We start from the raw sequence: 24,590 nt of genomic DNA, 5'->3' as shown, positions 1-24,590 counted from the left end.
GCCACGTTTACCCAAAGGCTAGCACGGGATTGACCAATGGGTGATTGACTAAATTTCGCCCGTAATGGACTATCTTTCGATAAAGCTCAAACAAACAAGACCAGAAATGACCCAAACCTCACAGTGGCCGGTGCCCAAAGACAGCATTCGCTACGTGGTGCCTGAGCCGATCATTCGACTACTCGCGAGCCATCCACTTACCCGGGATCTCTATCCGCTGGCGTTCGGCCACTACCGGCGCGCCGTCGGCCATCACATGCATCGGGAACACCATCACGACAATCTTTTGATCTACTGCACGGAAGGCCGTGCGTTCCTGAACGTAGGCGGAGAGCCGTACACGGTGGAGGCTGGCGATCTGCTGCTTTTGCCGGCCGGTGCCAACCATCGGTATACCGCCGATCCGGACAATCCCTGGACCATTCACTGGGTGCACTACACCGGACCACTGGCAGCGGATTTTCAACACTACATGGGGTTCGACGGCCCGACCCGGATTCGTCATTTGGGCCGGCAACCCCGGCTTCTGGTTGACTTCAATGGCCTGCTATCGGTGCGACAGACCGGTTTCCGGGCCCGCGGCCTGATCCACGCTGCCAACCGGCTTCGGCAACTGTTGGCTGCGGTTCCGATCAACGCCGACGAAACCGGGCACGAGCGGCAGGCCGAACTGGAAACCATTCACAACTATATGCGGGAGCATCTGGATGAGCGTATCAGCCTGGAGCAACTGGCCGATCTTGCCGGCCTCTCACCGGCTCATTTTGCCACCCGCTATCGGGAACAGACCGGCACCTCCCCGATCCAGCACTTCCTGCACCTGAAGGTGGAACGCGCCTGCCAGATGCTGGATACCAGCAGCCTGAGCTTCGCAGACATAAGCCGACGCCTGGGCTATGACGATGCTTACTATTTTTCGCGGCTTTTCAAAAAGGTAATGGGTCAGTCACCCCGGGACTACCGGCATACCGCACGACACTGAACGGTCAACCCGGGCCAGATTGAAACCTGCCGCCTTCTACGACTTTTGTTGTAGGAGCCAAGGGGTTAGGCTGGGGGCATCGAATGACAAAAAGAGTGAGCCCATGGCCATGTACACCATTGAAATTGACGAAACCTTTGACGTACCCCGACGACGGGTTTTCGCCCTGTTCGCCGACCACTACCGTTTCGGAAAACTGCTGGGAGCACCGGTCAAACGAATCAAGGACAGCGATCAGGCTGATCCCAACGGCATCGGCTCCGTTCGCAAGATTGGCATCGGGCCGGTCGGCCTGGAAGAAACGGTGACCAGCTTCGAGCCGGATTCATTGATCGAATACACCATCACCAGCATGAGCCCGATCCGCAACCATCTGGGAAGAATCCGTTTTGAGGACACACCGGAAGGCCACACCCGGGTGAACTACACCATCACCTTCGAAGACATCGTACCGTTCACCGGGAAGGTCGTCAGCAGCGCTCTTGAACAGGGCATTCGCCGCGGGATCAAACGGGTACCACAGCTGGCCTGAGAGCCGGCAACAACAAATCGTTACTTGAGGAATATCAGAGAATTGACCTGAGGCAAGAGTTGGCTTTTGTCAATTTTGTAATCTCCGCGCAGCTTGCAATATCCGGCCATTCCGGCCGGATCAAACTGTATTTTGCGGGAGACCGAAATGGCAGCCGAACCCATTGTCCTGTTCGATAACGGACACCACAAATGCCTGATGTTCGATTCCCTGGTAACCGGAGAGGGCGTCCAGTCCAACCAGTTCCTGATTGTCGACGGTAAACATGAAGCACTGATCGACCCGGGTGGTGACCTCACCTACACCCCGCTGTCGGTGGCGGCATCACGCTACATGAACATCCGCGACATGGATTACGTGTTCGCCTCTCACCAGGACCCGGACATCATCGGTGCCATCGACCGCTGGATCGTTCATACCCGCGCGAAGATCGTAACTTCGAAACTCTGGGCCCGGTTCCTTCCGCACCTGGTTTCCAGCTACGTGACCAACCAGCTCAGCGGCAGCGTGTACGACCGCATCGTTAGCGTTCCGGATGCCGGCGCCAATGTGAAATTCGGGGAATCCTATCTGCAATGTCTGCCAGCCCACTTCATGCATTCGGTCGGCAACCTGCAGTTCTATGACCCGGTCTCGAAGATTCTGTTCTCGGGCGACCTGGGCGCCTCCATGGGGGGCGAAGACGATCACCTGCCTGTGAAGGACTTCGACAAGCACATACCGAGCATGATCGGCTTCCATCGGCGCTACATTGCCTCCCGGAAGGTTTGCCAACTCTGGGCGAATATGGTCCGCGACATGGATGTTTCGATGATTGTGCCCCAGCACGGCAAACGCTTCGAAGGACCGGTGATGGTCGATCGCTTTCTGAACTGGGTCAGCGATATGGAGTGCGGCATCGACCTGATGACCCAGGAAAACTACCGGCGCCCGGTCGATTACGTTTAACTGCCGGAAGGCGAGCACCGAGACCGGGGCAATTTATTCTCCGGTCCGGCACTCGGCCCCAGCGCTGACAGGAACTGCTGTGCTGAGGGCTGGCCGCCGTCAACTGCCGCCAGCCGGATCAGACACAAGCCTTCAGCCATGCGGCCTTCGTCAAAAAGGCTTTTGCCCAGCCGCCAGCGGGCATCACTGTTTCCCGCTTCCGCAGCTCGGCGATACCAACTGAGTGCTTCGTCTTTATCCAGGACCGTTCCCCTGCCCTCTTCATAGGCCATGGCCACTTCGACCATACTGATGGAATCACCACTGTCGGCTGCCCGCAGGTACCACTGGAAGGCTTTCTCCTGGTTTTGTTCAACGCCCTGCCCCTGGGCATACATGTTGGCCACATTCAGCATGCCCTGGCGGCTGCCCTCCTCTGCCAGCTCCAGATACTGCTCGAAGGCCGATTCATATTGCCCCATCTTGTAGACGACATAAGCGTTGAGAACCCGGATCATGTCCCGTGCCACCTGGTCCTGATCGCCGTTCTCGTTACCCCCGGCACTCGCCAACGAGCATGAAAAGACCAGGCACAGAAACAGCATCCGAACCATTGTCTGCGTTGCGCTTTGTCTTTGCATTCTGTTCCCCGACGCCTGCCAGTTGTCCTCTCACGCTAGCAGTGGCTTGCCTATAGGTCTGTGCATCAAAAGTGCTGTCCTGCTGGCACCTTGGTATTGGCGGATCGTGAAAACCATCCCGGAACAGGGGCCAAATAAGCCTGTCCCAAACCGGCAATGTTGAGTAAAATCCGGCCTTTTCCAGAGAACCAAGAGGCAGCGCAGATGGGCAGAGCCTACCAGAACCGCAAAGAATCCATGGCCAAGACGGCTGCGGCAAAAACCAAGGTCTACAGCAAGTACGGCCGCGAGATTTACATGAGCGCCAAGTCCGGAGGCCCCGATCCCCAGGCCAACCTGTCCCTGCGCGGACTGATCGAGCGGGCCAAGAAAGACCAGGTGCCTTCGCACGTCATTGAAAAGGCCATCGACAAGGCCAAGGGTGGCGCCGGCGAAGACTATGCTGCAGCTCGCTACGAAGGCTACGGACCGGGCAACTGCATGGTGATCGTGGACTGCCTGACCGATAACCCGAACCGCACCTTTGGCGACGTGCGCCTGGCCTTCACCAAGACCAAGTGCAAGATCGGCACGCCCGGAGCCGTGTCTCACATGTTCGACCACAGCGCTATTTTTGCGTTCAAGGGCGAGGATGAAGAAGCCGTACTCGAGGCGCTGATGGAAGCGGATGTCGATGTAACCGACATCGAGAACGAAGATGGCCTGATTACCGTGTTCACACCGAACACCGAATACGCCAAGGCTCGCCAGGCACTCGTGGACGCAATCGAAGACATCGATTTTGAAGTGGATGAAATCCAGTTCCTGCCCAAAACCACCACAATGGTGGAAGGCGACGACATCCCCATGTTCGAGAAATTCCTCGACATGCTGAACGAACTGGACGACGTGCAGAACGTGTTCCACAACGCCGAACTGCCAGAGCAGTAAACAACCCGGCCCGCTGGCCTCGCAGGAAGATAGCACCATGCAACAGAACGCTCCCACAAACCGCAAGGCGCGCGTGGTGGTCCTTAAAACAGGCACCACCTACCCGGACATTCGGGCAAGGTTTGGCGATTTTGACGAGTGGTTCCTGCGCGGGTTGTCAGACGAGCTGGATATCACCGTTGCCAATGCCGAGGCCGGTGAACTGCCGGGGAATCCTGAAGACTGGGACGGCATCGTGGTGACGGGCTCCCCTGCCATGGTGAGCGACCGGGCCGAGTGGAGCGAGAACGCGGGGCGTTGGCTGGTAAAAGCCGTCAGAAGCGAAGTGCCGGTGCTTGGTGTCTGCTATGGCCACCAGTTACTGGCCCACGCGCTGGGCGGGGAAGCTGGTTACCATCCGAATGGCCGGGAAACCGGCACCCACGAGGTTGAACTCCTTCCCGAGGCAGCTTCCGATGTCCTGTTCCGGGAGCTACCGGAAAAATTTCCGGCCCAGCTGACACACCGGCAGTCCGTGCTGCGCCTGCCTGAAGGCGCGGTGTTGCTGGGACGCAACCAGTTCGAGCCTCATCAGGCTTTCAGAATTGGTCCCTGCGCCTGGGGCGTGCAGTTCCATCCAGAGTTCACGGACGCCATTATGAGCGCCTACCTGAAGGTCCAGGCGCCCGACCTGACACGGGAGGGGCTTGATGCGGAGGCCCTGATCGCCGGCGTAAAGCCAGCGCCGGATGCGTCCTCGCTGCTTTCCCGTTTCAGCAGATTTGTTCAGGATCGGATCCGGTAATTCGCGGGCCAACCGTTAGGGTCAGTCGAGGATATAGGCGGTTTTTTCCATTGCCTGCTCTTCTTCATCGATGAAACGGAACTCATTCCAGCCAATGCGCACCATGTCGTTGCTGTTGAGACGCTGGCGGTCAGCAACCCGCAATTCGTTCACAAAAGTGCCATTGGTGCTGTTGCTGTCGGTAATGTAGTAATCCACCGTACCTTCCAGATAGGCATTGGGCACCGCTTCTATCAGGGCGTGCTGGCCGCTCACAGAAATTTCATCAATCTGGATATCGTTGTCCGGGCGCCGACCGATGCGCGTTTCCGGTTGACCGAGTTCAAAGGTGTTAACAACAACGTTATCCACCAGTTGCGAAAGCGAAGCCATGTCAGTTTCCTCAATACTCCAACGTCAGTAATACCACAGACACATTGTCACCCGCCTCGTTTGCCAGGCCGGCATCAATCATTGCCTGAACCGTGCGCTCCATGCCGTCACTTTCCTTATGGATTTCAAGCCACCGGTATTCCGGAACCGAATCAGTTAACCCATCGGAACACAGCAGCAGCACATCTCCTTCATCAAGCGTTTCACGCCGATAACTGGGGGCCGCCTGCTCCACCGTTCCCACGGCCCTGGTCAGGACATTCCGGAACGGCACATTGGGCACGTCGGCCCTGGTAATGCTGCCGTCTTCCAGCATGTTCTGGACCACGGTATCGTCCCGCGTGAGACACAGCGCCTGGCTGCCACGCAGGCTGTAGCAACGGGAATCGCCAATGTGAGCAATATGCGCCTGATTGCCACTCAACCAGGCCACCACCAGTGTCGTGCCCATTTTTTCAAGTCTTGGATCCCCGGAACGGCGGCTCACTATGCGCTCATTGGCCAACCTGAAGGCCCGATCCAGTTTTCCCCGGATATCCGCATCCGTGGTGCCGCTCGAGGCACCGGCGATTTCAGGCTCAAGGGATTCGATGATGGCATCAACCGCAAGGCGACTGGCAACCTCGCCTCCCTGGTGACCGCCCATACCGTCAGCAACCACCAACAACGCCTGGTCACCCGCATCATTGATCCGCCAGTCCACCACATCCTGGTTTGATTCCCGGACGGCCCCGCGATGACTCTGGCCGGCAACGTGATATCGCATCAGGACGACACCTCCTGGCCAGCCTCACGAACGGCCAGACGACGCACGGCCTCGGCCATGGTGGCGGCACTGGCAAAGCGCTTGTCCGGCTCGCGCTGGATAGCCTTGTTGATCAGACGGACCACCCCGTTTGGCAGATCCGCGTTGAACTCGCGGACGCTGCGTGGGCGCTTGTTAAGAATCTGGTAGGTCAGGTTGGCCAGGGTATCGCCCTGATAGGGCGTTTCGCCGCTCACCAGCTTATAAAGCGTTACGCCCAGGCTGTAGATATCGGAGGCACCGGTTACCTTCTGACCCTTCAACTGCTCCGGCGACATATACAATGGGCTGCCCATTACCGCGCCGGTGCGGGTTCGCGAGTCATCGGAGATCTTGGCAATGCCGAAATCGGTGATCTTTATATCGCCATTGTCGGGATTGAAGATGATATTCCCGGGCTTGATGTCGCGGTGGACGATTTTCTGGCTGTGAGCGTAGGCCAGAGCGTCCGCCACGCGGGCAACGATATCCAGAACCCTGGGCAGGGGCAGTAACCGTCCGGTTCTGCCGAATTCACTGAGCGGACGTCCTTTCGCATAGTCCATGGCGATATAGGCGAGGTCTGCCTCCTCGCCAACGTCATACACGGTGACGATAGCCGGGTGGCTCAGGCGGCCAGCGGCTTCTGCCTCCCGGAAGAATCGCTCCTTGAGATCCTGAAGCTGTCCATCATCAAACGCCTGGTAGCTGAGAGTCTTGATGGCAACGGTACGGGCAATCTTCGGATCCTTGCCCAGATAAACCACACCCATGGCCCCTCGGCCAATCTCCCGCTCGATTTCGTACCTTCCGAGGGTCGGGCGACTAACGGCGGGCTCGGGCATCAACAGGGTGCGGGTATTGTCGAAACTCCCTCCCTGCATCAACGAGTTATCCGGCGCGAGCTTTTCCAATGCCGACAGCCTCGCGGCGGTATCCCGAAAACCTTTCTTTCGCTCCTGAATACTGCGGTAGGTGCTGACCGCCTTGTCGTACTGGCGCTTGCGCTCCTGCTGGATGGCGGCGTCGTAGCGCAGCTCGATCTCGCTTTCACAGTCGGGGCAGCGATCCAGCGCTTCGAGGGCCTCGTCTGTATGACCTTGTTGCAGAAATACCTTGGCCAGCTTCAGCCGCGCATCCCGCACATTATCTGTCAGTGCACGGATGTGTTTGCGGGGCTGCAGCCAGAACAGCATCACCACGTAACCGACCACCAGCAACGTGAGCACCACGCCAAACGGCACCCAGGCATTGCGGTAGAACATCAAAGCCGCCTGGATCACCACGAGCGAGCCACCAAGCAAAAGAGTGACCGGCAGGGAAACGGCCGCGCCCATCGCCGGAATTGCAAGCACCAGATACAGTGCCGCAATTGCCAGCCCGGCGGTCACCGCCATGTCGGACCAGAGTGGTTCCGAAAGCCCCCGATCAGCCATAGCCGGCCCGAATGCCTCCTGCGGGAGAATCGTGGCCGGGGTCGCGCCCTCTGGCACGCCGAGAATGCTGAATAGCGCACGGTCAGCCCAGCCAACGAGGGCAAGCTGGTCCCCCATGAGGGCAAACACAACAGCCAGAACGAGAATAACGGCCCGCAGACTGAACAGGCGCGGTATGAAAGAGAGTATGGCGTTCACAGGCAACTTTGTTATAAATGGTTGATCTGACTAGTTTAGAAAGCGTGGCGGAACTTCGATACAACGACCGGGGTGTTTTTTGTAAGTGTTTGTTTACCTGAGAGAGAGGTCACGTATAGTTATGCCGTCGTTTACCTCAGGGATGATGGAAATACACACATGACACTGAAGTTACTGATTCTCCTGCTGTTGCTCACCCTGGCCGGCATCGGCCTTTACCACACCCAAAAGCCACTGCCGCCAGGCATCAGCTATCGTGGAACCGCGGTGCCATTGGAGGAACCCGTCCTGCTGACAGACGTCACCCGTCACTATCAGAACGGCCGTGAGGAGCGAGACCATGAAATCTTCGACGAGGTGTTCCGGCTTGTGGGACAAGCCAACGAGTTCATTCTCATCGACATGTTTCTGTTCAACAGCACCAAGCCGGAGGATGTAGCCCACCGGCCTCTGGCTCAACAGCTCACAGAGGCCCTGCTGGCGAGAAAAGCGGAAAAACCGGAGCTATCCATTACGGTTATCTCCGACCCCCTGAACACCATGTATGGCGGCACGACCTCACCCTGGTTTCAAGCCCTGCGCGATGGTGGCATTCCGGTTGTGGAGACGGCACTCCGGCCGCTACGGGACAGTAATCCCACCTGGTCTTCAATCTGGCGGCTGTGTTGTCAGTGGTTCGGCAACAACCCCGACGGAGGCTGGCTGGACAACGCCCTGGGCACCAGGCCTGTTACCCTTCGAAGCTATCTCGCCCTAATGAACTTCAAGGCCAACCATCGCAAGCTTATGGTCGCGGATGAGGCGGGCTCCCTGAGGGCCATCGTTACCTCGGCCAACCCCCACGACGGCAGCAGCCGGCATAGCAACCTGGGGCTTAGCTTCACGGGGCCGGCGGTCTTTGATCTGCTGAAAAGCGAGCGGGCGGTTCTCGCCATGTCGGGAGCGGACACCACGCCCATTGATGAGCGAATCAGCATGGCTCCCGAAGTCACTGGAGAACCGCAGAAATCCGAAATCCCCCTGGTGGCAGTGCTGACCGAATCGGAAATCCGGGATCAGGCTCTGTCCATGATTCAAGAGGCCTCGGCCGGTGATCAGCTGGACATGGCCATGTTTTACCTCTCACATCGCGATATTGTCACAGCCCTGGTCGACGCCGCCAGACGGGGCGTTGCACTGCGAGTTCTGCTTGATGCCAACAACGAGGCCTTCGGCCACCAGAAGAGTGGCATTCCCAACAGGCAGGTCGCCATGGAACTGGTTCGCGCGGGCGTTCCGGTACGTTGGTGTAATACCCTGGGTGAGCAATGCCACACTAAACTGTTGATGTTGGCCAGAGAAAACGGCGCAACAGAACTGCTCCTGGGTTCGGCCAATTTTACCCGGCGCAATCTCGACGATCTGAATCTCGAGACCGATGTCTGGGTATCGGTGGTGGAGCAGTCACAGGTTGCGAGCGGAGCCCGGCGATTCTTTGACGAGCAATGGCAAAAAGGCCCTGGCGACGATCCGGTGATGAGCCTGCCCTACGAGCGTTGGGCCGACGAATCCAGACTTCGCTATTGGCGCTACCGGATTATGGAGGCGACCGGCCTGTCGACCTTCTGAACAGAACAGGACAAAAGCCATGACAACACCCGTGCATGCGCGCCCTATCGCAGAGCGTATCGACTGGCTGATGGAGCTCAGCCGGGCCCATTCGGCCAGCTTCTGTAGCCCGGAAAACCATCTGGCCAGGCAGCGCTACCTGGCAGAGCACAATACCCAGATCATTGCGATGAAGTGCATGGATGGCCGCATCCACCTGCCCTACGTGACCCAGACGCCTCTTGGTGTCATTCACCCGTTCCGGAACCTTGGCGGGATCTTTGAGCTGGGCTGGCCCTACCTTGGCGACATGCTGGCGGACACGGTCCAGCAAGCCGTAACCCAGGGACGACGGGTGCTGATCATCATTACCTACCACTATTCAAAAGGTTCACGGGAACGGGGCTGCGCCGGCTTTGACTGCGATCGTGAGGCCGCCATGCGCCATGCGTTCCAGATCCGAAGCCAGGTGGAAAAGCTGTTCGGAAACGGCCACCGAACGGTCTATCCCCTGGTATGTGGTTTCGAGAGCGACGAGGATGCACTGGTTCTGCACGGTAGCCAGGAGCGAACGCTGGATCTGTCTACCATTCCTGTAACGCGACTTGCCGATATGGCCTCCGAAATCGCCTCCCTTTGTCCGGATATGCCGGAACCGGTTCAGCGTGATCTGCTGCCCCTGGTTGAGGGCAATATCCGGCACGTGAACGAGATTCGGCGTTTTGACCGGGAACTGAACATAGAGCACCGGGAGTGGGTCATCTGCCTTGGCAGGGGGTTCGATTTCCTGCACGCACCCAACGTAGCCCTGATCATCGGCCCTTACAGCCCGGATCTGTCCCATCCCATCCGCCAGGCCGCCGGGATCATAAAGAGCAACATGGATAATGGACGTGTTCCGGATGATGGTTTCCTGCTGCTCTGCTCCGCGCCCTACCAGGAACCGGGCACCCAGAAGGCCCGGGCAGAACTGAAATCGGCGTTCCTGGCAGAGTTCGGTGCCAACGTTATCCGCCAGGCGTACCCAGACCTCGCCAGCCGAATGGTCGCACGCTCGGCTATACTCCATTGGCCGGAACGAAAGCTGCAGGTTTGTGAATCCTGAACGATTCGTATGTTGAGGGAACGCAACCGACTGTTTTATCGTCCGGTTAGTGCAAGATGACTAACAAACCGCTACACCGGAAGTAGCCAACGAGCAGGAGTGACCCATGTCAGGCATTCGCAAGCACTTGAGGTACGTTTCCTTTTTTATGGCCATGATGATGGCTCTTGGTTCCGTCTGGTCGGCCACCGCTACCGCCGGCATGGTTGGAACCGGCGAAATGATCGGGCAACAACAGGTTCAGCTGGACCGGCAGGAGCTGATCAGCATGCTCGACAGACAGGATGTGCAGGCCAAGTTGGCAGACCTTGGGGTCAGCCAGGACCAGGTCAAGGAACGCATCCAGAACCTCACGCCCGCGGAACTGGCGGATTTTGAACGTCAGCTCGCCGAGGCCCCTGCAGGGCAGGATGTGGTCGGCATCATTGTGTTGTTCCTGCTGGTATTCATTATCACCGATATGCTCTGTGCTACGAATGTCTTCCCGTTCGTGAACTGCATTCGATAGCGGGATCAGTGGCTGTCATTTTTCCCTCTCTAGAAGCGACATCCAGCAGGCTGATCCTGATGTTACTGGTCAGCCTGCTGGCCGGTTGCGCCAGTGCTCCCAAATGGCCAGCGCCCGAAACTCACCAGGCCATGCTGCCCGACAGGGTTGTGCTGGACGACGTACCTTTCTACCCCCAGGAAAGGTATCAGTGCGGGCCTGCGTCGCTGGCAATGATGCTGAACAGCCAGGGCCTTTCATCCAATCCCGATATTCTCAAGGAGCTGGTTTATATTCCGGGCCGGGAAGGCTCCCTTCAGGTCGAAATGATCGCCGGCGCACGCGCCCATGGCATGTTGGTTTACCCGCTGGACGGTAGATTAGAAAGTGTCCTGACCGAGATCGCAGCAGGCAATCCAGTCCTGGTGATGCAAAATCTGAGGTTTGGCTGGTGGCCCCAATGGCACTTTGCGGTTGTGATCGGCTATGACGCCGGTGAGCGCGACCTGATACTCCACACCGATACCCGCAAGCATGAAGCGATCGATCTGGAAGTTTTCGCCAATACCTGGGGGCGGGCCGATAACTGGGCAGTAACCATCCTTCCGCCCGACCGGGTGCCTGCCACGGCAAAACCACTCCGCTTTCTCCAATCGGCCCACGACCTCGAGACAACCGGCCGAACCACAGCCGCTGGCATGGCCTATAAGACAGCCGAGACGACCTGGCCGGACCAACCGACGGCCACTATGGCCAGAGGCAACCTTGCCTGGCAGTTGGGCCACCGAGGCGAAGCACAGGAGCATTTCTTGCGCGCGGTGAAACGTTTTCCCAAATTCGCCGAAGGCTGGAACAACCTCGCTTTCGCGCTGCAGGCGAGCGGCTGCACAAACGTTGCGACCCAGGCGGCGAGATGCGCCGCCGCACTGACACCGGACCGCTTCGGTGAATCAGAATTGCTCAAACAAGAAGGCACCACATCCGCGGAACAGTGTCCTGCACTTCCCGAGTGCCCAAGGGAAGCCCCCTAGGCTGGCTTCCGGAACAGAGCCACATCCTTTCTCGGTATTTCCAGGCGCCAGCCAAACCGGTTGGCGAGCAGCTTGAAGGTGAATTCCCGGTAGAAGACCACATGGGTCGGGTCACGGCGATAATGCCAGTTGTCGAACCGGTCATCGTCGGTCTGGAAGCAGGTCATCACACCCAGCCAACCACCGGGCTTCAGCATCCGGTCGAGTTCCCTGAAAACGCCAGCGGGGGCGTAAAGATGCTCTACCACTTCGGTACAGGTTATGAAATCGTAGGTCTGATCGAGAGCCACTGCTGAGGGATAAAAATAGGGATCGTAGAGACTGACTGCCATGCCTTCCGCCTCAAGCATCTGCGCCAGTGCAGGGCCGGGGCCGCAGCCGAAATCCAGGCCGCTGGCGCCCGATGGCAGGCGCTCAAGCAGAGGTTCTGTCAGTTTCGAGAGAAATGTCCGGTACCCCGGATGAGACGGGTCATTATCATGCAGTTGGTAAATTTCCCGCTCCTGCTCAGGCGATAACCGGCAGGACGCATCCATCACCGTCGCCTCGCAGACATCACATCGAAGGTAACGCTGGGCCTTCACTGAACGGAAATCCGAGAGACTGCCCTGCTCGCACACCGGACAATGACTCACGCCCTCACCTCGGATCAAGTCCCGCGGCCGCCCTCATGCGGGCATCGAGTTCCCGGGCGTCAATCTGATCGGACGCTATGATCTCTGCCCGGCTGTAGGCTTGCGGTTCACCCTGAATAACGGTCAGGGCTCCATCAACCACATTGATCGCCCGCCAGCCGTCCACGGTCTGAACGACAGCCTTGAAGCGCACAAAGGCCGAGTCCATGGCCATCACCAGCAATGCGTTCTCATCGAGTATCAGTTCCGGATGTATGCGCCAGCCAACACTGAAATGCCCCTGTCCCTGATTGGTAATCTGTTGCCAGGGCTCGTCATCAATAGTGGGGGCCGGCGATGCAGTCTTATGATGGTGGTGATGGTGAGCTTCCGGATCGGTCACCGGCAGGGCATCCGATTGGCCGTCCAGCCAGCCCGGTGCCAGATGCCCGAACCGCGTGTGGTGAATCGCCCGCTTGGCGGGTTCCAGTTGTGCGGCCCACTCATCAAAATGAGTCAGTTGCTCCGGGGTGCAAAGATCAGTCTTGTTGGCAACGAGAATATCCGCCGCAGCCACCTGATCCCGGAACTGCACATTGCCGAGCACCTTCGGTTCTTCGAGCCTTCGGGGGTCCACCAGGCAGATTACAGGGCCCATGGCGAGTACATCCTGGTAGTGCTCGCTGGTCAGGGTGTCCAGAATCTGAGAGGGGTGACCGAGCCCGGTCGGCTCAATCAACAGACGATCGGGCTTTGCCTTGTGAATCAGCTGGTTGAGCCCTATCTGCATCGGCAGGCCGGCAACACAGCACATGCATCCGCCGGGTATTTCCTTGATGAAGGCGCCTTCGGTCTTCAGCATGGCGCCATCGATGCCCACCTCGCCGAACTCGTTGACCAGAACCGCCCAGACCTCGTTTTCCGGTTTGCTTTTCAGAAGATCCAGAATGGCGGTGGTTTTACCGACACCCAGAAAACCAAGTATCAGGCTGGTAGGAATAGGTTGAGCCATGGCGCCGGAGGCACTCCTCTAAGAATCAAAATGTTATATTATAACAATTTATCCGCCAGGACGATCCTCTTTCAGGAACAGTCCGACGGCCTTGTCTGATAGCAGGGCATGAGCAAGTGCCGGATAGGGCAGATAGTGAACAAACAGCGTGGCGAGGGTGACTGCATCCATGCCGGCATCCAGGAACATCCAGGCCCCGAAGGCGACGAACAGGGCGCCCAGAAAACCGCCATAGATCCACAGCGCCCGTGAGCGCTCCTCAGGCATCGGCAAACGCTCAAGGGTCCGTGCGATTGAGAAGCTCATGTAGACGGCAATCAGGGCCGCAATGACCAATGAGGCCAGCAACCCGGTAAATCCGATCAGATACCGGAACAGGTAGTTGGTCAGGAAAAACAGGGCAATGCAGGTAACGGCAACAATGGTGATGCGTGTCTTTTCCATGGCGGCTCAGGGTTTGTTGGTTTTAAGGATAGGCGCAAAGAATGGCAGAGACGCCGGGAAAGAACCACCCCTGCTGCGACCGGGGTTCCAGACTGATATGATGCCCGTCATTCTCACTGGCAACCGGACACCCGATGACCACTGGCAATTCCACCCGGCTCAACAAATACATCAGCGAAAGCGGCATGTGCTCCCGCCGGGAGGCCGATCGCTATATCGAGCAAGGCAACGTCTACATCAACGGCAAACGAGCAACCGTGGGCGACCAGGTGCTTCCGGGTGACACGGTCAAGGTGAACGGCCAGGTGATCGAGCCACGGGCTGAAGAAGATCTCGTGTTCATTGCACTGAACAAGCCGGTAGGGATTGTCAGCACCACGGACAGCGCGGAGAAACACAATATCCAGCGCTTTGTGGGTCACAGCGAACGCATCTTCCCGATCGGACGTCTGGACAAGGACTCCCAGGGCCTCATCTTTATGACCAGCAACGGCGACCTGGTCAACAAGATACTGCGGGCGGGCAACAACCACGAAAAGGAATACCTGGTTACCGTCGACAAGCCGGTCACCCGGGAATTCGTGGAGGGTATGGCCAATGGTGTGCCGATCCTCGGAACCATGACGAAAAAGTGCAAGGTGTCGCGGGAGTCACGATTTGTCTTCCGGATCACCCTGGTTCAGGGCCTCAATCGCCAGATCCGTCGCATGTGCGAGTATTTTGGCTACGAGGTTTCCAAACTGGAACGGATCCGGATCATGAACGTGAGCCTGAAAGGGCTTGCGGTGGGCCAGTGGCGGGACCTGAGCGAGAAAGAGCTGGCCGGGCTGTTCGATGCCATCCGGGATTCGTCTTCCGAAGCCCCGCCCGGCGCTGGCAAGCCAGCAAAAAAGAAGCCCGGAACGAAGGCCAAACCAAAGCCTGATCGCAAGCCTGGCTCTGCATCCGCACCAGGTAAGCCCGGTGGCGCCAGGCGCCCCGGCCCGAAAGGCAAGCCCGCACCTGGCAAAAAGCCGGCATCGGGCAAACGGCCAAAAGGCGGCAAGCCAAGGCAAAAGAGCGTTAAACGGTAAGCGGGGCTTGCACCTGGCCGCGCCGGGCTACTTTTTCACCCACTTACCGCCCATTTGCACATACTGGCCGGACGGAGTCTTCTCAATCGCCTTCTTGCCTGCAACCGTCTCCACCTGGGTTACCGGAATGTTGTGTTTTTCGGCAATGCGCTTGTACTCATCCCGACGGGCGCTGTTAATGGCTTCCACCACTTCCTTCGCCTGCCCTTCGGCGCGCACCACTTCCAGATAACCCGTCGGTGTTTCTCCAACCAGCCCCTGCTGCTTGACCGAGTCCAGTTTCTGTTTGGCTTCATCCAGCCCCATGGCAAGCACGGAGGCGCTGATACCGAACGCCAGAACCAGCGCAAACATCTGTATCAATCGTTTCATCTTCAACCCCTCAAACTTTCCGGACACAGTCAGAACAAGCCCTGTTCGCTGAACAGGTCATCCACTTCCTTATCCACTTTCACGTAGATTTCGTGCTGGATTTTCATGTTCAGGTTGACCGTAATCGGCTCCTTTGGCGCCGCCATCTGCACTGTCGGCGTGCAGGCAGCCATCGCCAGAGGAAGCATCAGTATCATCAGTGTTCTTGCCATGGGCGACCTTTCAGGCCACCAGGGCCGCACGGGTTTTATCATGGTGCTTTCTCCTCACCGGATTCCTGCAGCAATTTCCGGACGCGCCTGGTAACAGCTTCATTGACCCTGCCACTCAACTGCAGGCTGGTGAGCAGCGCGGGAATGTCTTCCTCAAGATTGACATTGAGTACCACCGGCTGCCCACCCCTCAGGTCCGGATTCTTACCTTCGAGGCGAAGGCCAAGGCTCAACTTACCCTGTTCATCGTAGTCTATCGTGCTGTTGAGGACTGAATAGTGAAAGTTTTGCAACGCCTGGACCACGATGTCCATGGCCTGGTTGCCACCGAGCATCGCCTGGAGCTTGTCCGCCGGCAACTGCAAACGGCCGCCAGGATCTATTGCGGAAATACTGCCTGCACTCACCTGCACCCCGTCGCCACTGATGCCCAGAGGAACTCGCCCACGAAGCAACCCGCTTCCAGAAAGTCCTTCGGCTGGATACACGGCCATCAGACGGCTGAGGGAGACGTCCTCAATCTCCACAGGGATGCGGCCAGACCCACCGCCCAAATCGTACCTGGCAGGAGGCACTCTGAGGGTACCTTCGAGGAACCGGGCCCTGGCCTGCTGAACCTCCAGAGTGCCGGCCAGCAGTTCCGTGACCGGCGCGCTGTAATTCCCTGAAAAAAGAACCGAGGTGACGGGAATGCCGGCATTGATCTCGCCAACGGTCATGTCCCTGAAACGGGTCGTAATCCGGGAATTTTCCAGCGATCCCCGCACCTGGCCGGTGAGCCCTGATACCGCGGTCCGGTTAAATACCCCGCCAACATCCTGCAGTTCAACGCTGCCACTGGCTGCAAGTTCACCACCCTGGCCGGTCGAAACCTCCATCGACAACCGGGCATTGCCAGAATCCACTGTCAGCAGATCCGGCCATCCGACCAGGGTTTCTGCCAGGGCCTGAACGCCCTGTTTACCGTCGATAACAGAGTCGATGGCGACGGATACGCCGCCTTCGGGATTGAGCTGGATATCGAGATCAGCCGTAAAGCCGGACTCGGAAGCCAAGGTGCCCTGCACCCTGAGATCTGCCAGGCGGCCCTTTGCCCTTCCCTGGAAGTTCCACGTTTGCGGCAGTAATTGCGGATGCTCAACGCCCCCGGCATCGACCCTGATGTCGCCATCAATGGAAATGCGCTGCGCCCAGGGGCCATTTGCGCCATAGTCCAGGGTTACCGTTGTATTGCTGAGATCCGTGCGCAGGTTGTTGAGCGTCAGCGGCTGGTCTGCACCGACAAACGTGAGATGATCCGTCAGAACAAGAGACGAAGGGGCAAAATCGATGGTTGCGCCATCACCGTTGGCGGTCACAGAAGGCCGGACATCTGCACGGCTGCCCGTTACTTCCCATCCGCCGGACCGTATATCCGGCAATGCCATACCCACCGAGCTCTGTTCAATGGCAAAGGACCAGCCTGCAACCGCCAGGGGCCAGGCCACCAGAGCCATACCACCGGCCCAAAGAAGCCCGCGGCCGATGCGTTCAGGCTTTACAGACCCTCTACTGGGCAAAACGACGCTCCTGTCGGCTCGGTTTACTCACCACGCCAGGTCACGCTGTACAGATCGTGCCGGCGGTCCTGAAGGTTTTTAACGGTACCACTGTTGCGGGCAGTGATCAGTACTTCCGGGCGCAGATCCGCAAAGGCAACCGTCTCCACGTTGGGCTCGGTGTCAGCGGCGATGCCATCCCGGGCGAAGGGAAAGTCGCAGGGCGTCAGGATGCAGCTCTGGCCGTACTGGATTTCCATATTCGGTACGTTCGGCAGGTTGCCGACGTTGCCGGACATCACCACGTAAACCTGATTCTCCACAGCTCTGGCCTGGCAACAATAGCGAACCCGCAGGTAGCTCTGCCGCTCATCGGTACAGAAAGGCACAAAGATGATATGCACCCCCTGGTCCACCAGGTGGCGGGTCAATTCCGGGAACTCCGCGTCGTAGCAGATCAGCACACCGATGGTGCCGCAGTCCGTCTCGATGGCGCTGACCCGGTTGCCGCCCTGAACGTTCCACCAGAACGCCTCGTTGGGCGTCGGATGGATCTTGGGCTGGCTGAACACCTGGCCATCCCTGAGAAACACATACGCCATGTTCCGGATGGTGCCGTCTTCCTCACGGACTGGCGTTGAGCCGGCGACAATATTGATGTTGTGGCGCAGAGCCAGATCCCGCATCAGTTCACGATAACGCTCTGCGTAATGGGTGACTGCGGCAAAGGTCTCGGCGGGGCTGCCCTTGCGGGCTTCGATGGAAAGCAGTTGCAGGGTGAACAGCTCGGGGAACACCACAAAGTCGCCCTTGTAGGTGGAAACAACATCGACAAAATAGCGGACAATCTCGCTGAATTCGTCGAACGATCCCACCGGGCGTTGCTGGTACTGAACCGTGCCTATGCGCACGGTATCGCGCATTCGTTGACCGTAGCGCTTCCGACGGCCGTTGTTCTCCGACTGGGGTACTTTCGGGTTACGCCAGACCAGATGAATACCATAGCCCATGGAATCGTGGTCGGCATCGAGATAATGCGGAATAATTCCGTGCACTTCGAAGCCCTGATGAAGCTGGAAGGAAAGCACCGGATCCTTCTGTTCCTTGCTTCGAATGGCCTCCACATATTCCTCGACGCTCGTGAACTTCTTCAGCCGCTGGCGCAGGCTCGGCAAACGGCCGGCAAACACCACTCCCTGCAGGTTCAGGGCCTGGCATAACTGCTTGCGCTCGTTGTAGAGCCGCTCCCCAATGCGGTAACCCCGGCATTCCGGATCAACACAGACTTCCATCCCGTACAACCAGTCCCCCTCCGGGTCATGCCGCGAGGCATAACCGTTACCGGTGATGGAGGTCCAGTCGTGGGCAGCGAGTGCGATCTCTTCCGCAATCCGAAACGTGGCGCAGTAGCCGACTACGGTGTCTCCGAGCATGGCAACAAACTGGCCGTCGGGAAAGGTATTGATCTGCCCGGTCAACGGCCCCTTGGTATAGCCGTACATGCCCGTGCCTTCATAAACCCGGCGACTGAGCTGGATGATGCCTGGGATATCTGCAAGCGTGGCATTGCGGACGTACAGACGCTGATCAGGATCGGAAAACGGGGGGCACATAGACACCTCAGGAAAGGCGTTGATTTCCCCTCATCTTTGGTGGGACGACAGGGATTCGTCAAGACAAATCGGCTATCCGGCGTTGCGCAGGGAGAAGCGATCGACCACTGAATACACGGAACCGGCCGGGCCAGGTTTGCTTTCGAAAAGCACAAATTCAGTAACCTGGAACTGGCCAAATCCATTGTCACCATATTCAACCAACAACGGTTCAACAGAACCCGGCTGGCGTTTGAAACGGGCCAGCGTAATGTGCGGGCGAAATGCCCGACGTTCAGCCACAAAGCCCAGACTCTCCAGTCGCCGCCCGAGAGTCTGGTGCAGCGCAGCCACCGGTGCCGCCGGCTGAACACCGGCCCATAGATTCTTCGGCCTTTCGGGCTGGCCGAAACAACCAACGCCGGCAACCTCGAGCGGGAAGGATTCCGAATCTATCTCACGGGCTGAACTGGCTACGGCTTTGAGACCTTCCCCGCTCACCTTCCCCAGAAACAGGAGGGTGATGTGCAATTGCTCAGCACTCTGCCATCTGGCGCCTGTCACCGGTGATCTGACCTTCAACAACCGGGCCTTGATTTCAGCCGGAAGCTCCAGCCCGAAAAAAAGCCGTGGCAACGCTCTATTCCTCGTAGATCATCTTGCGCACCATGCCGCCATCGGCCACAAAATTCTGGCCAGTGATAAACGAGGCCTCAGGCGAAATGAGGTAGGCCGCCAAGGAGGCAATATCCCCAGGTTGCCCTACCCTGCCCGCCGGGTGCTGCAGGTGGTCGTTTTCGGAAAGCGGTTCAACCGGCTCTGCGCCGCCCTGCCAGGCCCGGGTATCGACCCAGCCGGGACTGATGCAGTTCACACGGATATCCGGCCCCAGGCTCACCGCCAGCGCATGAGTAAGTGCCACAATACCGCCTTTGGTAGCGGCGTACGCCTCGGTGTCCGGCTCGGACTGAAGCGCCCTTGTGGAGGCCATGTTAACGATAGCGCCTTTCGTTTTTCGAAGGTGCGGCACCGCATGCTTGGTGACCAGGAACGGCCCGGTCAGGTTCACGTCCAGCCGGCGCTGCCACTGATCCAGGCTCAGTTCTTCAATCGGCCCCGTCTCGGGGTTGGCGATTCCGGCATTATTGATAACGGCGTCCAGACGGCCACTCCAGCGAAGGGCTTCGGTAACGATGCGCTCCACATCGGTTTCCGAAGCCACATCGCCGGGCAGAAAGTGCAGTGCATGATCTGCACCGGCGGCCAACCGCTCACCGACAGCACTGTCGGTGTCACAGAACGCCACCTTCCAGCCAGCAGCGGCCAGGTGAAGCACAATGCCCCGGCCAATGCCTTTGGCGCCGCCGGTCACCAATGCGACGCGATCGGTTTGACTCAAAACAACCTCCGTTACGACCGCCCCTACCGGTTACTCAACCTTGGGCGTGGGCCGGACAAGAATTTCATTTACATCGACATGTGCCGGCTGAGCCACGGCATACATGACCGCATTGGCAATGTCCTCCGGCTTCAACGCATGACCAGGACGTTCATCAAAGAAGGGCGTGTCCACCATGCCCGGTTCGATCAGGGTAACGCGGATACCGGAGCCACGGAGCTCCTCACGAACACCATAGCCAATGGCGGTTACCGCCCACTTGGTCGCACTGTACATGGAACCGGGAATGGTGGCACGGCCTGCCGCAGAGCCGGTTAACAGCAAGTGGCCCTTGCTCTCTTTGAGCGCCGGCATGCAATGCTGTAGGGTCAGGCCCACACCGTAGATATTGGTGAGGATCATATCCTTCCACACGTCCGGGTCAGCGCCGCTGAATCCGCCCGGCTCACCACCGCGGCCGGCGTTGGCAAACACCGCATCAATGCGGCCAAAGGTTTTCAGGGCCTGGTCGACCATGTTTTTCTGGTCATCACCGCTCTGGACGTCGCACTGGACCGTCAACACCGTTTCCTCGCCACCCAGCTCCTGCTGTAGGCCTTTCAGTTTGTCTTCAGATCGCGCGGCCAGAACCAGCCGATAGCCCTGTTTCGCGGCCGCTCGCGCTGTTTCCGCGCCGATGCCTGACGACGCGCCGGTAATCAGCATTACAGGTTGATCTGCCATAAGCTTTTTCTCCTGTTGCTTGGGAAGTGTGGGTAGGGCTACGCCCGGTGACCCCAGACCGATCAGTCAGTAGATCTGCAGCAGGATGAGAGCGACGATGGCCAGGGCCAACAGAAACCAGCGGGCGTAGTGGTCGGGGCGGTCCTCTTGGTCGCTGGCAGCCCGGCTGAGACTGCTGCCGGACGTCTGCTCATACTCGAACACCAGTTGCCGCGCCCGGTAGAGATCCTCATCATCGACATGCACGTTGCTGAAGCCCGCGGCACCAATATCACCCATGGCACCCTGAAGGTAATGACCTCCGACATGGGCCTCAATACCGTTGGCTTCCAACAGACCAGCCACAATGTGGGCTTCGGTTATGTCTCTGGCCCGATAGGCTATTTGCAACACGCGACTCCTTCTGTGACCGTTCCGGGCAGAACCGGGACAAATCTGCGAGTATCATTTGAAGGATAGTTCGACCTGCCCGGTGGGGCCAATAACATACGGATCGACCATGCTCTGGATTATTCTCGCCATCATCGTGTTCATCGTTGCCGCAACCCTGCTTCTGTTCCGGCTTGAGGATCTGTCTCATCTGGACCGGGATGATTACCCGATCAAAGACGCAACACCAAGCGAAGCCAACCGGGAGGTGCTGGGACGCATCCGCGAGCTTGGGCAATCTTCAAAAGGCCTGCGCGGTAAGGCGCGGCTGATGGCGCTCCGAAAACACATGGACGGGCTGAGTGAAGGCATTGAACTGGCCTCGGAGCTGCGCCATTGCGAGTCACCCCGTGGCGAATGGGTTCTCGCCCCGGGATGTGATACCAGCCGCCGCATCCTGTACATTCATGGTGGCGCCTGGGCCGCTGGCAGCCCCAGAAGCCATCGGGCCATTACCGACCGTTTATCGCAGATAACCAGAGCCGCAGTGTTCGCACTGGACTACCGTTTAATGCCGGAGAACCGGTTTATGGACGGTGTCCGGGATTGTCGCGAGGCTTATAAATGGCTGCTGAAACACGGGCCCGACGGTGCCGAGCCGGTAGATTTCATGGTGGTCGCCGGGGATTCTGCCGGGGGCAGTCACACTCTGGGATTGATTGCCTGGATTCGGGACAATGGCCTGCGCCAGGCGGACGCCGCCATCGCTTTCTCACCATCCACCGATCTGACCCTGACCGCGCCGAGCAACCGCAACAACATCGGTACCGATCCACTGCTCGGGCCTGTGTTTGGTGGCCTGTCGAAAATCCCACTGCCGGTCATCTGGTGGGCCACACTGGCGGCATTCCGGGTCTCCCCGACCAGCCCTGTCGCCTCACCATTACGCGGGAATCTGAAGGACCTGCCCCCAACGCTGATACAGGCCAGCGACACCGAGATGCTGCTGGACAACGCCCGGCGTTACGCCGCGCGGGCAGAAGCAGCAGGTTCTCCGGTTACCCTTCATACCTGGCCGGGAATGGTGCACGTATGGCAGATCTTCGTGCCCTTACTTCCGGAAGCGGAGGAGGCTTTCGATGACATCAGGGCTTTCCTGGAGCAGCTGGAGTCCCGGGGTAGCGAACAGGCTTCGGCCTAAACCTGGACCTTGCCCCGCAGGGCCTTGGTTTTACCTTTTTTGGTTTTCTTGTCCACACGCTTGCGCTGTGAGGATCGGGTCGGTTTGGTGGGACGTCGGGCCTTGCGGGGTTTGACGGCCTCCTGGATCAGCTCTTTCAGCCGCTCCAGCGCATCTTCCTTGTTCAACTCCAGGGTTCGGAAAGATTGCGCCTTGATGATCAGCACACCTTCTTTGCTGATTCGCTGATCATTGAGCGACATCAGCCGCTCCTTGTAGAACGGTGGCAGAGAGGAGTGGGGAATATCGAAGCGCAGGTGCACCGCGGAGGCGACTTTATTCACGTTCTGGCCGCCGGCACCCTGGGCCCGGATCTGGGTGATTTCGATTTCCCAGTCAGCAAGTTCAACAGCGTTGGATAGTTTCAGCATCTGCTAAGGTTAACAGAATCCAGAACCGTGGGCTTTCAGCACCGGGATTTGTGCGAGGAACAACCAGTTATCATGTGCGGACGATTCACCTTCTATACCCCACCGGACACCCTGATCCTCGAGTTTTTTCCCGAGGGCATGGAGGTGGACGGGCATTTTGACCCCGGCTACAACATCCCTCCCGGCACAGGTATTCCCATGATCCGGATGAGCATGAACGGCAGCCTGATCATGGCTCACTCCCACTGGGGCTTCCGGCCGGCCTGGGCGGATCAGAAAGCGCCGGCTCCGATCAATGCCCGTGCAGAAACAGCAGCCACATCAAAATACTTCCGGGACGCCTTTGCCCATCACCGTTGCCTGATACCGGCCAATGGCTGGTACGAATGGCAACAAACGGAACATGGGAAAGAACCTCACTACATAACGCCAGCGAATTCCGGGAAGTATCCGGCGATTTTCTTCGCCGGCCTCTGGACCCCGAGAGAAGGCGACGAGACCACCGCCTGCGCCATCATCACCGAACCGGCCAGCGAACACCTGAAGCATATCCATGAACGTCAGCCCGTGGTGCTTGATCCGGCCTGCCTGAGGGACTGGCTGAATCCGGAAATCACCGACCGGACACAATTGCGAGCAGTGACCCATCGCCTGGATCCTGAACAGCTGAAAGCCATTCCCGTTTCGCCGGAGGTGAATAATCCGAGGCATAACTCGCCGGACCTGATCCGGGAAGCCTGAGGCCTGTAGTAATCCTCTAATACCCGCTTCTTCACCGACGCTGATACTGTTTCCAGACTTGGCACGACAATCACAAGGAGACAGCCATGAGCGGGAAGAAGATTCTGATGATTACCGGTGACTTCACCGAAGATTACGAAACCATGGTGCCGTTCCAGGCACTGCAGGCCGTCGGGCACACGGTTCACGCTGTCTGCCCCGACAAGAAAGCCGGCGACACGGTTGCCACCGCCATCCATGATTTCGAGGGTGACCAGACCTACACCGAAAAACCGGGGCACCGGTTCGCCCTGAACGCGGATTTTGACGGGCTGGACCCCGCGAACTACGACGCATTGGTGGTGCCCGGCGGTCGCGCTCCTGAGTACCTGCGGCTTAACAAGGATGTACAGAATCTGGTTCGCCATTTTTTCGAGACTGACAAGCCAGTGGCAGCGATTTGCCATGGTGCCCAGCTGTTGGCCGCAGCCGGGGTTCTGGAGGGGCGCAAATGCTCGGCCTATCCTGCCTGCCAGCCGGAGGTGGAACTGGCCGGCGGCACGTTCGCCGGTATCGAGGTTGATCAGGCGGTCACCGATGCTAATCTGGTAACAGCGCCTGCGTGGCCCGCTCATCCGGCCTGGCTGGCGCAGTTTTTCAAGCTGCTGGATCAGTAATGCAAACGGGGCCGGCCCTCCGGCCCCGCCACGCTCTCAGGGAGGCCCGCATGTGCAAGCTCTTTATCAACGCCGATCCGGAGCTTTGGGTCAGCCGGACCCACTCCCTGCGAATCGATGGCATGGTGACCAGTGTGCGAATGGAAAACGCCTTCTGGCAGGTACTGGCCGAGCTGGCCGAACGGGATGGCATGAACCTGCCCCAGATGATCACCCGGCTTTACCACGAATCCATTGATGCCGGCCACGACCTCGGTAACTTCACGTCCTTCCTTCGGGTGTGTGCGCTCCGCTATCTGGAGCTCCAGCTGACCGGCGACGTTCCCCGGGATACCCGGGTTCCGATTGCCTCGCTGGATGCAGACCGCATTCTTGCCAGCAAATCCGGTGAGCCGGCAACACCGGAGGTGGTAACCAAGGCCAGGCACTGATCAGAGG

The 24,590-nt window shown here is 58.6% G+C and carries 30 protein-coding genes; 14 read left to right on the top strand and 16 right to left on the bottom strand.

Features of this window, described 5'->3' with window-relative positions; genetic code table 11:
- The first annotated feature begins 106 nt into the window (after positions 1-106).
- The 3 genes from ACGK9W_RS01830 (at position 107) to ACGK9W_RS01820 (ending at position 2,462) form a co-directional block, all read left to right on the top strand.
- A complete protein-coding gene (locus ACGK9W_RS01830) occupies positions 107-982 on the top strand; it encodes an AraC family transcriptional regulator (protein ID WP_008175950.1) in 876 nt (291 codons plus the stop codon).
- 103 nt (positions 983-1,085) lie between these two features.
- A complete protein-coding gene (locus tag ACGK9W_RS01825; protein ID WP_008175952.1) occupies positions 1,086-1,514 on the top strand; it encodes an SRPBCC family protein in 429 nt (142 codons plus the stop codon).
- A gap of 147 nt (positions 1,515-1,661) precedes the next feature.
- Positions 1,662-2,462 carry an MBL fold metallo-hydrolase gene (locus tag ACGK9W_RS01820; protein WP_008175954.1) on the top strand — a complete coding sequence of 267 codons (801 nt, stop codon included), beginning with the start codon at positions 1,662-1,664 and terminating at the stop codon, positions 2,460-2,462.
- On the opposite strand, the gene ACGK9W_RS01815 is transcribed toward ACGK9W_RS01820, so the two are convergent.
- Positions 2,459-3,082: a tetratricopeptide repeat protein gene (locus ACGK9W_RS01815; protein WP_227497869.1), complete on the bottom strand. Its 624-nt coding sequence runs from the start codon at positions 3,080-3,082 to the stop codon at positions 2,459-2,461. The two genes, ACGK9W_RS01820 and ACGK9W_RS01815, sit on opposite strands and share 4 nt — an antisense overlap.
- Before the next feature lie 204 nt (positions 3,083-3,286).
- On the opposite strand from ACGK9W_RS01815, the gene ACGK9W_RS01810 reads away from it, so the two are divergent.
- Positions 3,287-4,012: a YebC/PmpR family DNA-binding transcriptional regulator gene (locus ACGK9W_RS01810; protein WP_008175958.1), complete on the top strand. Its 726-nt coding sequence runs from the start codon at positions 3,287-3,289 to the stop codon at positions 4,010-4,012.
- Between the two features lie 37 nt (positions 4,013-4,049).
- Positions 4,050-4,796, top strand: a complete 747-nt coding sequence (locus ACGK9W_RS01805; protein ID WP_008175960.1) for a glutamine amidotransferase — start codon at positions 4,050-4,052, stop codon at positions 4,794-4,796.
- A 21-nt stretch (positions 4,797-4,817) separates the two neighbouring features.
- Here ACGK9W_RS01805 and ACGK9W_RS01800 read toward each other — a convergent pair whose 3' ends face one another.
- The 3 genes from ACGK9W_RS01800 to ACGK9W_RS01790 are packed head-to-tail and all read right to left on the bottom strand — an operon-like array spanning position 4,818 to position 7,586.
- Positions 4,818-5,168, bottom strand: coding sequence for an FHA domain-containing protein (locus tag ACGK9W_RS01800; protein ID WP_008175962.1), 351 nt, complete (start codon positions 5,166-5,168; stop codon positions 4,818-4,820).
- Between the two features lie 10 nt (positions 5,169-5,178).
- On the bottom strand, positions 5,179-5,934 hold the full coding sequence (locus tag ACGK9W_RS01795; RefSeq protein ID WP_008175964.1) for a protein phosphatase 2C domain-containing protein: 756 nt from the start codon (positions 5,932-5,934) through the stop codon (positions 5,179-5,181).
- Positions 5,934-7,586 carry a serine/threonine-protein kinase gene (locus ACGK9W_RS01790; protein ID WP_053114697.1) on the bottom strand — a complete coding sequence of 551 codons (1,653 nt, stop codon included), beginning with the start codon at positions 7,584-7,586 and terminating at the stop codon, positions 5,934-5,936. The genes ACGK9W_RS01795 and ACGK9W_RS01790 overlap by 1 nt, the downstream gene beginning before the upstream one ends.
- A gap of 159 nt (positions 7,587-7,745) precedes the next feature.
- Between ACGK9W_RS01790 and ACGK9W_RS01785 the strand changes: the two genes are divergently transcribed.
- The 4 genes from ACGK9W_RS01785 (at position 7,746) to ACGK9W_RS01770 (ending at position 11,796) form a co-directional block, all read left to right on the top strand.
- Positions 7,746-9,194 carry a phospholipase D family protein gene (locus ACGK9W_RS01785; RefSeq protein ID WP_405418880.1) on the top strand — a complete coding sequence of 483 codons (1,449 nt, stop codon included), beginning with the start codon at positions 7,746-7,748 and terminating at the stop codon, positions 9,192-9,194.
- Between the two features lie 19 nt (positions 9,195-9,213).
- A complete protein-coding gene (locus tag ACGK9W_RS01780) occupies positions 9,214-10,278 on the top strand; it encodes a carboxysome shell carbonic anhydrase domain-containg protein (RefSeq protein WP_053114696.1) in 1,065 nt (354 codons plus the stop codon).
- Positions 10,279-10,384: 106 nt separating this feature from the next.
- A complete protein-coding gene (locus tag ACGK9W_RS01775) occupies positions 10,385-10,786 on the top strand; it encodes a PA2779 family protein (protein ID WP_041645035.1) in 402 nt (133 codons plus the stop codon).
- 59 nt (positions 10,787-10,845) lie between these two features.
- A complete protein-coding gene (locus tag ACGK9W_RS01770; RefSeq protein ID WP_219122916.1) occupies positions 10,846-11,796 on the top strand; it encodes a PA2778 family cysteine peptidase in 951 nt (316 codons plus the stop codon).
- Here the strand turns inward: ACGK9W_RS01770 and ACGK9W_RS01765 are convergent.
- The 3 genes from ACGK9W_RS01765 to ACGK9W_RS01755 all read right to left on the bottom strand — a co-directional run bounded on the left by ACGK9W_RS01765 (position 11,793) and on the right by ACGK9W_RS01755 (position 13,866).
- Positions 11,793-12,332, bottom strand: coding sequence for a class I SAM-dependent methyltransferase (locus tag ACGK9W_RS01765; protein WP_241956182.1), 540 nt, complete (start codon positions 12,330-12,332; stop codon positions 11,793-11,795). The genes ACGK9W_RS01770 and ACGK9W_RS01765 overlap by 4 nt on opposite strands.
- Before the next feature lie 103 nt (positions 12,333-12,435).
- Entirely contained in the window at positions 12,436-13,422 is a 987-nt protein-coding gene (locus ACGK9W_RS01760) for a GTP-binding protein (protein ID WP_053114694.1), read from the bottom strand.
- A gap of 48 nt (positions 13,423-13,470) precedes the next feature.
- Entirely contained in the window at positions 13,471-13,866 is a 396-nt protein-coding gene (locus tag ACGK9W_RS01755; protein WP_008175980.1) for a hypothetical protein, read from the bottom strand.
- A 134-nt stretch (positions 13,867-14,000) separates the two neighbouring features.
- Here ACGK9W_RS01755 and rluF point away from each other — a divergent pair, with 134 nt between their 5' ends.
- Positions 14,001-14,939 carry a 23S rRNA pseudouridine(2604) synthase RluF gene (rluF, locus tag ACGK9W_RS01750; protein ID WP_288365985.1) on the top strand — a complete coding sequence of 313 codons (939 nt, stop codon included), beginning with the start codon at positions 14,001-14,003 and terminating at the stop codon, positions 14,937-14,939.
- Positions 14,940-14,966: 27 nt separating this feature from the next.
- On the opposite strand, the gene ACGK9W_RS01745 is transcribed toward rluF, so the two are convergent.
- The 8 genes from ACGK9W_RS01745 to ACGK9W_RS01710 all read right to left on the bottom strand — a co-directional run bounded on the left by ACGK9W_RS01745 (position 14,967) and on the right by ACGK9W_RS01710 (position 21,168).
- Complete coding sequence (locus tag ACGK9W_RS01745; RefSeq protein ID WP_008175984.1) at positions 14,967-15,311, bottom strand: YdbL family protein; 345 nt, start codon at positions 15,309-15,311, stop codon at positions 14,967-14,969.
- A 29-nt stretch (positions 15,312-15,340) separates the two neighbouring features.
- Positions 15,341-15,523, bottom strand: coding sequence for a YnbE family lipoprotein (locus ACGK9W_RS01740; protein WP_405421142.1), 183 nt, complete (start codon positions 15,521-15,523; stop codon positions 15,341-15,343).
- Between the two features lie 38 nt (positions 15,524-15,561).
- Positions 15,562-17,082, bottom strand: a complete 1,521-nt coding sequence (locus ACGK9W_RS01735; RefSeq protein ID WP_405418876.1) for a YdbH domain-containing protein — start codon at positions 17,080-17,082, stop codon at positions 15,562-15,564.
- A 23-nt stretch (positions 17,083-17,105) separates the two neighbouring features.
- Entirely contained in the window at positions 17,106-18,674 is a 1,569-nt protein-coding gene (locus ACGK9W_RS01730) for a bifunctional GNAT family N-acetyltransferase/carbon-nitrogen hydrolase family protein (protein ID WP_108019437.1), read from the bottom strand.
- A 72-nt stretch (positions 18,675-18,746) separates the two neighbouring features.
- Positions 18,747-19,289, bottom strand: coding sequence for an RNA 2',3'-cyclic phosphodiesterase (thpR, locus tag ACGK9W_RS01725; protein WP_405418874.1), 543 nt, complete (start codon positions 19,287-19,289; stop codon positions 18,747-18,749).
- Between the two features lie 4 nt (positions 19,290-19,293).
- Positions 19,294-20,052, bottom strand: coding sequence for an SDR family oxidoreductase (locus ACGK9W_RS01720; RefSeq protein WP_008175994.1), 759 nt, complete (start codon positions 20,050-20,052; stop codon positions 19,294-19,296).
- A gap of 30 nt (positions 20,053-20,082) precedes the next feature.
- Positions 20,083-20,775, bottom strand: coding sequence for an SDR family oxidoreductase (locus ACGK9W_RS01715; RefSeq protein ID WP_008175995.1), 693 nt, complete (start codon positions 20,773-20,775; stop codon positions 20,083-20,085).
- Positions 20,776-20,841: 66 nt separating this feature from the next.
- The gene (locus ACGK9W_RS01710; RefSeq protein WP_264622635.1) at positions 20,842-21,168 is read right to left on the bottom strand and encodes a DUF2007 domain-containing protein; all 327 of its coding nucleotides are present in this window, start codon (positions 21,166-21,168) and stop codon (positions 20,842-20,844) included.
- A gap of 106 nt (positions 21,169-21,274) precedes the next feature.
- Here ACGK9W_RS01710 and ACGK9W_RS01705 point away from each other — a divergent pair, with 106 nt between their 5' ends.
- Positions 21,275-22,345, top strand: coding sequence for an alpha/beta hydrolase (locus ACGK9W_RS01705; RefSeq protein WP_338355183.1), 1,071 nt, complete (start codon positions 21,275-21,277; stop codon positions 22,343-22,345).
- Here ACGK9W_RS01705 and arfB read toward each other — a convergent pair.
- Positions 22,342-22,755 (bottom strand): alternative ribosome rescue aminoacyl-tRNA hydrolase ArfB, encoded by a 414-nt coding sequence (arfB, locus tag ACGK9W_RS01700; RefSeq protein ID WP_008175998.1) that lies wholly within the window; start codon positions 22,753-22,755, stop codon positions 22,342-22,344. The two genes, ACGK9W_RS01705 and arfB, sit on opposite strands and share 4 nt — an antisense overlap.
- A 72-nt stretch (positions 22,756-22,827) precedes the next feature.
- Between arfB and ACGK9W_RS01695 the strand changes: the two genes are divergently transcribed.
- The 3 genes from ACGK9W_RS01695 (at position 22,828) to ACGK9W_RS01685 (ending at position 24,583) form a co-directional block, all read left to right on the top strand.
- Positions 22,828-23,496, top strand: coding sequence for an SOS response-associated peptidase (locus tag ACGK9W_RS01695; protein ID WP_008175999.1), 669 nt, complete (start codon positions 22,828-22,830; stop codon positions 23,494-23,496).
- A gap of 86 nt (positions 23,497-23,582) precedes the next feature.
- Positions 23,583-24,152, top strand: coding sequence for a DJ-1/PfpI family protein (locus ACGK9W_RS01690; protein WP_008176000.1), 570 nt, complete (start codon positions 23,583-23,585; stop codon positions 24,150-24,152).
- Between the two features lie 50 nt (positions 24,153-24,202).
- Positions 24,203-24,583 (top strand): ribbon-helix-helix domain-containing protein, encoded by a 381-nt coding sequence (locus tag ACGK9W_RS01685; protein WP_062785432.1) that lies wholly within the window; start codon positions 24,203-24,205, stop codon positions 24,581-24,583.
- Positions 24,584-24,590 lie beyond the last annotated feature (7 nt).

Source organism: Marinobacter flavimaris, from assembly GCF_045057155.1.
Lineage (GTDB): Bacteria > Pseudomonadota > Gammaproteobacteria > Pseudomonadales > Oleiphilaceae > Marinobacter > Marinobacter manganoxydans.
This window is presented reverse-complemented; position numbering and strand designations above follow the sequence as displayed.